Origin of the sequence: Edaphobacter sp. HDX4 (assembly GCF_036877565.1) — a bacterium.
Classification (GTDB): Bacteria; Acidobacteriota; Terriglobia; order Terriglobales; family Acidobacteriaceae; genus Edaphobacter.
Genome location: NZ_JAEDXW010000040.1, coordinates 21,090 through 28,013 on the forward strand (window position 1 = coordinate 21,090; position 6,924 = coordinate 28,013).

5 protein-coding genes are annotated in these 6,924 nt (G+C 57.5%); 1 reads left to right on the top strand and 4 read right to left on the bottom strand.

Annotation, left to right across the window (positions count from 1 at the left end):
* Positions 1-41: 41 nt before the first annotated feature.
* The 4 genes from JAO29_RS22745 to JAO29_RS22760 form a co-directional block, all read right to left on the bottom strand.
* The gene (locus JAO29_RS22745) at positions 42-1,565 is read right to left on the bottom strand and encodes a M16 family metallopeptidase (protein WP_334270576.1); all 1,524 of its coding nucleotides are present in this window, start codon (positions 1,563-1,565) and stop codon (positions 42-44) included.
* The gene (locus tag JAO29_RS22750) at positions 1,562-3,091 is read right to left on the bottom strand and encodes a M16 family metallopeptidase (protein WP_334270577.1); all 1,530 of its coding nucleotides are present in this window, start codon (positions 3,089-3,091) and stop codon (positions 1,562-1,564) included. Before JAO29_RS22750 ends, JAO29_RS22745 begins: the two co-directional genes overlap by 4 nt.
* Positions 3,092-3,254: 163 nt before the next feature.
* On the bottom strand, positions 3,255-3,389 hold the full coding sequence (locus JAO29_RS22755; protein ID WP_334270578.1) for a hypothetical protein: 135 nt from the start codon (positions 3,387-3,389) through the stop codon (positions 3,255-3,257).
* Positions 3,390-3,554: 165 nt separating this feature from the next.
* Positions 3,555-6,077, bottom strand: coding sequence for a glycoside hydrolase family 2 TIM barrel-domain containing protein (locus JAO29_RS22760; protein WP_334270579.1), 2,523 nt, complete (start codon positions 6,075-6,077; stop codon positions 3,555-3,557).
* Positions 6,078-6,310: 233 nt separating this feature from the next.
* On the opposite strand from JAO29_RS22760, the gene JAO29_RS22765 reads away from it, so the two are divergent.
* Positions 6,311-6,924 (top strand): ROK family transcriptional regulator (locus JAO29_RS22765; protein ID WP_334270580.1); only part of this gene is annotated, 614 nt, incomplete at its 3' end.

Consider the following 6,924-nt stretch of genomic DNA (forward strand, 5'->3'; position numbering starts at 1 on the left):
CGTACGGAGGCTGAAAGGTAGGTAAACCTAACCGGTCGCTTTTACCGAGGCGTCGGTGGCTGCTCCTTCCCGGCTGGCTGGCCCGGAGGTGGAGGAATCGCGATGTCGAGATCCGTGACCTTGCCCAGCGTATCGAGCGCTGGCTTGATCTCAGCCTGATTGCCGACGACGACGATCCCGAGCTTGGATGGATCTACGTACTTCCTGGCGACGCGGGATATATCCGCAGCCGTGACTGCTTCGATCCCGGTCTTGTACTTCTCCAGGAAGTCCGAAGGATAGTCGTAGAACGCCAGCGTGACCTGCTCGTTGAGCGTCTTCTCAGGTGAGTCGTAGTGAAAGATGAACGAGTTGAGAAGCTGGTCCTTGGCCTTGGCGAGCTCGATAGCTGAGGGCGGGGCGGTCTTCAGGCGCTCGACCTCATCGAGCATCGCTTTGGTGGCGGGCACGGTAGAGACGCTCTTGGTTCCAGCGAGCACGTAGAAGATCCCCGGATGGTCGTAAGAAGCCCCGAAACTTCCCTGAACATCGTAGGCGAGGCCCAGCTTGGTACGGACGTCCTGGACGATGCGCGAACCGAATCCGCCTGAGAAGATCTCGTTCATCACGCTAAGCGCATAGTAGTCGGGATTGCGACGCTCCGTACCCAGACCCACAATGAGGACATTGGACTGATTGACATCATCTTTCTCGGCGAAGCGGACGCCAGGCTTGGGATCGGTAAAGGTAAACTTCTCTGCAGGCATGCCTGCCCCGCGCGGCAGCGGCTCAAACGTTGCGCGAAGGCTCTGTTCCATTTCGGCTGAGTTGAAGTCTCCGGAGACCGAGACGATCATTCCGTTGGGAACGACGGTACGGTCATGCCAGCCTTTCAGGTCCTGGAGCGTGACAGCTCCTACAGTCGCGTACTCCGGCTGGCGCGCGAAGGGACTGTCAGCTCCATAGACAAGCTTGACCGCCTCACGGATCGCAATGCCACTGGCATCATCGTTCCGGCGTGAGATGCCTGTATCCATCTGATGTTGAGCGAGTGCGAGCTTATCTGCCTTGAAGGAGGGATGAAGCAAAAGATCAATCGCCGACGCGAAGACATCATTGAAGTCGCCTTTGAGGCTTGACCAGCGCAGTGAAGTACTGGCGGAGCCGCCATCCGTCTCGATGCTGGCTGCCTTGGATTCCAGAATGTCATCCATCTTGTCGCCATCGGTCTTCATCGTTCCGCTGGTGCGCCAGGCCTCACCGTAGAGGGAGACGAGGCCAACCTTGTTTGCCGGCTCGTCCCGGCTGCCACCTCGGATGAGGATGCTCCCATTGATGAATGGAAGCTCATGATCTTCCTGGAGAAAGATGACGAGACCATTTGAGAGCTGGATACGTTTCGGCTGCTGCGGCTTGAATTCGTGCAACGGAGGGATCGGAATCTTCTTCCAGGGCCGCACCTCTGTGGCTGCAGGTTTCGAGAGGGTGGCTGCAGTCTGTGCAAGAAGAAGGTTATGAGGCGCTAATATACCGGCGGCGAAGACCGCAGCGAATGTCCAGCGATATCGTGTCATGAGATGGCTCACTTCGCACCTCCCTGGATCTTGGCAGGTGCTTTTGGCGCAACAAACTCAATGCGTGCGCTTGTGCGATTGCTGTCGACAAAGATCTTGTTGGCGACGCGACGAACGTCGGCTTTGGAGACGGCGTTGATCTTGTCCAGTTCACGGAAGAGCTGCCGCCAGTCTCCGTAGCGGGTCTGGTACTCAGCTAACTGATGTGCCAAACCTTCGTTATCAGCAAGGCCGCGAAGCAGGTCAGCGCGTGCCCGAGTCTTGAACCGTTCAAGCTCGGCATCCGTGACATCTTCATTCTTCAGTCGATCGATTTCCTTGTGGATAGCGGTCCGCATCTCCTCGGGGGTATGACCGGGAAGGGGAACGGCATAGACTGCGAACAGGCCGGGGAACTTGTCGCCGGGAAAACCGGAGAAGCCTTCGCCGGCAGCAGCAATCTTCTGGTCGCGCACCAGCGATCGATAGAGACGGGCCGTACGCCCGTTGGAAAAGATGTCAGTAATCGCGTCGTAAACGGCATCATCTGGATCGCGATAATCGGGCCGATGGTAGCCCTCAAGATAGAAGGGCTGCGTGGCTTCCCGGATGACGACAGATTTCTCCGCAAACTGCCGGGGCTCAACCGTGGTCATGGGAGTCGGCTTGGGCCCCGCCGGTATCTTTGAGAAATAGCGCTCCAGTACAGGCATCGCCTGCGACGCCTTCAGGTCGCCCACAACGGCGATCACTATGTTTGACGGCACGTAATACTTCTTGTGGAACTGCTCCGCCTCGGTGGCGCTGACCTGAGAGATTTCGCTCTCCCAGCCCACGCCGCTCCGGCCATAGGGATGAGCAACGTAAGCGGTCGCGAGGAACTGTTCGACCATGCGCCCGGTCGGTGAGGAGTCGATGCGCATGCGCCTCTCCTCCTGGACGACGTCTCGCTCCTTATAGAACTCTCGCTGAACCGGATAGCCTATGCGCTGGCTCTCCAGATAAGCCCAGAGTTCAAGACGATTCGAAGGCATGGACCAGAAATACTGTGTGGAGTCTTCACCCGTCGAGGCGTTGATGCCAACCGCGCCGTTCTGCTCTGCAATCTCTGAGAACTGATTGGGAATCACGTACTTCTCAGCGGCGGCCTGTGCGTCCTCAAAGGCCTTCTTCAGCTGCGCAAGCTTGGCTGCGTCCTGCCCGACACGCTTGCGATATTCATCGTCGTAGGCGGCGTATGCAGTCTCTACCTTGGCGAGCGCCAACTTTTCTGCGGGATAGTTCGTGGTACCGATCTGGGAGGTGCCTTTGAAAGCCATGTGCTCGAACATATGTGCCAGGCCACTCGCACCCTGCGGATCGTTTGCGGAGCCTGCGTCCACGAGCGTGTAGAAGCTGAACACCGGCGCCTCCGGCCGTTCGCAGACAATCAAAGTAAGGCCATTGGGCAGCACCTTCACCGTGATGCGCTTCTCGAAGCTCGCCAGATCTTGCGATCGGGCGACGCTGCAAAGCGCAACGGCCAGGGTAAGGGTTGTGAGCACACGTCGAACGGACACGCAGGTACCTCCATAAAACTATGACCGAGAGCCTTAACTATACCGAAGCTGCAGAGCAGGTCTTTGGTTGGACGTACCAGACGAACCTTTGTCTAGAGAGTCCGTCTCAAAAAAAGAACCCCGAGGCGTGATTGCACGCCCCGGGGAGATTCAGGAGGACAGTTTAGAAGAGAATGCGTCCACCTACCTGGAGGATGCGTTGGCTGCCGACACTGCCGGTAATCTGGCCGAACGTGGAGCTGTTCATCGCCGCGGAAGGCACACCCAGGTTGACGAGGTTGCCTAAGTGTGCCTCCATGGTCAAACGTTGTCTTGAGCTCGTACAGGCTGGCCCAGGGACAATTTGTGGGAACCGCTGATAGATAGTTCGTGGAAAAAACAATTGCCAATGCCATCTCCGGTATTTTGGGAAAGAGGCACAGTACCGAAGCTCTATTCTGGGAAAAGAGGAAGACGAACGCCGTCAGCCGATCGTGTGAAATGCAGGCGGAAGCCCCGTGGCACTCACTCCGATAACTGTTTGGCCCTGAGGATCCAGGGTGGAACTGATCTCTGCGCGGCCGTTGTAAAGCTCAACCACGCGCGATCCCGTTGGAGTCCCAAGATTGTCAATCAGTGCGCCATTCCCGGCGATGGTGAAGCGCACACGCGTTCTGGCGTCCAGGCAAAGGACACCCTCGGCATCGTACAGTTTTGCTTCCACGGTTACGGTGTCGGCTTGGCGGCGGATCTCCGTGAGCTTGAAAGTCGCCGGATTTCCCCACGGTCTGGTCTGATAAACGAACTCAATCTCGTCGGAGACGGTGACGGAACCCCTCCTGGCTTCTACGCGTATTTTGTTCGTTCCATCAACAAAGGGGGTCATCCAGCGCAACCCTGCGGCAGGGAAGTCCTGACTGTTGCGATGGCGAATCCCAACCGAGACGCCATTGACGTACAGTTCCGCACTCTCGCAGTTGGAGTAGACCTTGACCATCTTCTGCTCTCCGGGCGCTCCCCACCGGACTGGCCACGAATGACCGTAGATATGCGCCATCGGCTGATCGGCCCAGTAGGACTGGAAGACGAAGTACCCCTCCTTCTTCTGCATATCCCGGGTGATCAGCCCCTTCTGGTTCACCCGTGGCACCGGATTTTCCACACGTAACGGCGTGGTGAAGTCTTTGAAGACCCACTGTGCGGAGCCGGTAAACCACGGCAGCGTCTCCTGCACCTTGAGGTGCCAGTCGAAAAGATTGCAGGCGTACGTCTCCGACCAGTCGCCATCTTTGGAGACGCGCGCCGGGCCGCCTGTGTTCAGGTAGGCAAGTCCTCGCTCATCGGTTCCATGGCCCGTAGCGATCTCGGCAAGTACCTTGTCGGGGTTCTCGGAGTGCCGCCCTGCGTGGCTGTCGGCGCCCCACTCCGCATGGAAGAGATGCTTGACCCGTTCGCGCTGGGTTTCAAGCGACTTCTGGTATTCGGGATATGTTCCGCTGTACCAGCCCGCCCAGATCGAAGGCGAATAGACATCCGGTATGTCGCGAGCGAAGTCGCAGCGGCGAATCGTCGTCATGCGTGACGAATCAAGCTCGTGTGAGAGGTCTCGGAGCTCCGTCAGGTAAGCGCGAATCTTCTGCTGATTGACCTCGGGATATTCGGTTGGCCAGTCGTCCTCGTTCCCCAGCCCCCACAAAAGAATGCTGGGGTGATTGAAATGCTGCGCGATCATGTTTCGCAACGTGCGGCGTCCCATCTCCTGGAAGACATCGCTGCCTACACCGGCGCGGCACCATGGGATCTCCTCCCATACAAGGATTCCCAGTTCATCGCACAGATTCAGAACGCGTCGAGACTGCTGATAGTGAGCCAGACGTATGAAGTTCGCGCCCATCTCTTTGATCAGCTTCATCTCCCGCTCGATCAGGTCGTCGGGCATCGCCGCTGCATAACCCGCATGGTCTTCATGACGATGGGTACCTCGCAGTAGCAGGCGTTCTCCATTGAGTTTGAAAGGTCCGTGATCGACCCATTCTGTATGGCGAACCCCAAAGGTCTCGCTCACGTCATAGTCACCCGCTTGGCCGCTCAACGCTACGCGGCAGTGATAAAGCTTTGGGGAAGAGGGACTCCAGAGTTGCGGACTCTTGAGCGTGAAACGGAAGAGGGACTTCTCTCCGCTCCAGTACGCGCTGGTCAGCCTCTCCGTGTGTACCGATCTTCCCTCCGGATCGGTAATCTCAAGGTTCAGCGTAACGGATTCACTACTCTTTCCCGGGTTGTAAAGCGATGCGATGACCTCAACTTCGGCGGGAGAGTCTGCCCTTTCCAACCCGATCTTGATGTGAAGGTTTTCGACCGAGACCGCAGGAACATAGACGAGGTTGACGTGCCGGTACAGCCCACCGTAGAGGGTGAAGTCGCTAAGATCAGACGGCATGCGGTCCAGATCGCGCGAGTTATCGCATTGAATCGCAATCGGAACCCCTGCTGGATTCTGCTTTCCTTTAACCGGGGCGCCTGCACCGGACGCCGCGAACTGGCTCACGGCATCTGTGATGTCGAAGACAAATTCGTCATAACCACCTGTGTGGTGTCCTACAAGGTTGTCACCTACAAATGCTCTCGTAGCCTGCCCCGCACCTTCGAAATGCAGCAGGGTGCGTCCCTCTGGATAAGGGTTCTTGATGGGAACGTGCAGACGATACCATCCAGTGCCTCGATAAGCAGGTGTATCAGGATCGCATCCGTCATAGGCATTGAAGCAATGTGGCATCGAGACCTGCTGCCACGTTGCAATCTCTTTGCTGTGCCAAACCTCCCATGGACCATCCAGCGAGTCGCGGAGAAACTCCCAACCGGAACCGAGACGGGTAGACCTGCTTCCCTCAGAGGAGGACGATTCCGCCAGATGGGCCAGCGAAGCGCCAGGTGTGGAACGACAAAAGGCAGTGGAGGAGGCGGCAGCAAGCGTGCTGCTCTTAAGAAAGGCTCGGCGACTCAACATGGCAGGGATAGCTAACTCCAGAGTGCAGGTGCTCGCGGGTTCAGGCACGCTGGAAAACGGTGTGGTCGTGAAGCATATAATTCAGACCGTCTACAAAATGCCTGGCTGTCAGTGATATAAAGACACGTTCAGGTAGATGTCAAATTTGTTGGTCTGAAATCGACCGTCGGGGTTTGTTGCAAATAGAATTCCTGCATGAATGTGGTGCTTTGATTTTTTGACTGAGAAAGACCATGCCAACGCCCCCCACACATCCCTTCACCTTCACTCGAAAGCAAAGCGCTTCGAATAAGACCCCGCGGCAGATCAACCGCAACCTTGTATTCAATCTCATCCGCACGCGCCAGCCAATCTCGCGTGCCGATCTCGCCCGGGTCTCGGGCCTTCAGCGGAGCACGATCTCACTCATTGTGGAGGACCTGATTCGTGAGCGATGGGTGCTGGAGGGTTCCACCGGAAGGCTGCCCCGCGGGCGTCGCCCCACCTTTCTGGAACTGAACCATCAGCGCGCTGTGATCGCCCTCGATATCCATCCCTCCCAGACAACTGTTGCCGTCACCGATCTGGGTGGCAAGATCGTCGCCCAGAATGTCGTCACTCTCCCCACCGATCCCAGCAAGGCCATCACACCGATCGTCGCCGCAATCCGCAAGCTGATGGCGGATCACGCGGACAAGTCCTTCGATGGCGTCGGAATCAGTCTCCCGGGCCGGGCAGACCCCAAGCAGAAGAAACCGATCTTTGCGCCAAACGTGAGTTGGCCCATGCAAAGCATCCAATCGAAGATCTATCGTGCGACCGGCCTCCGTGTGGAGATGGAGAACGTCGCCAACGCCTGCGTCTTGTC

Coding starts and splice junctions, on each gene's coding strand:
- JAO29_RS22755 (WP_334270578.1), bottom strand. CDS start 3,389: ATGGAGGCACACTTAGGCAACCTCGTCAACCTGGGTGTGCCTTCCGCG.
- JAO29_RS22760 (WP_334270579.1), bottom strand. CDS start 6,077: ATGTTGAGTCGCCGAGCCTTTCTTAAGAGCAGCACGCTTGCTGCCGCC.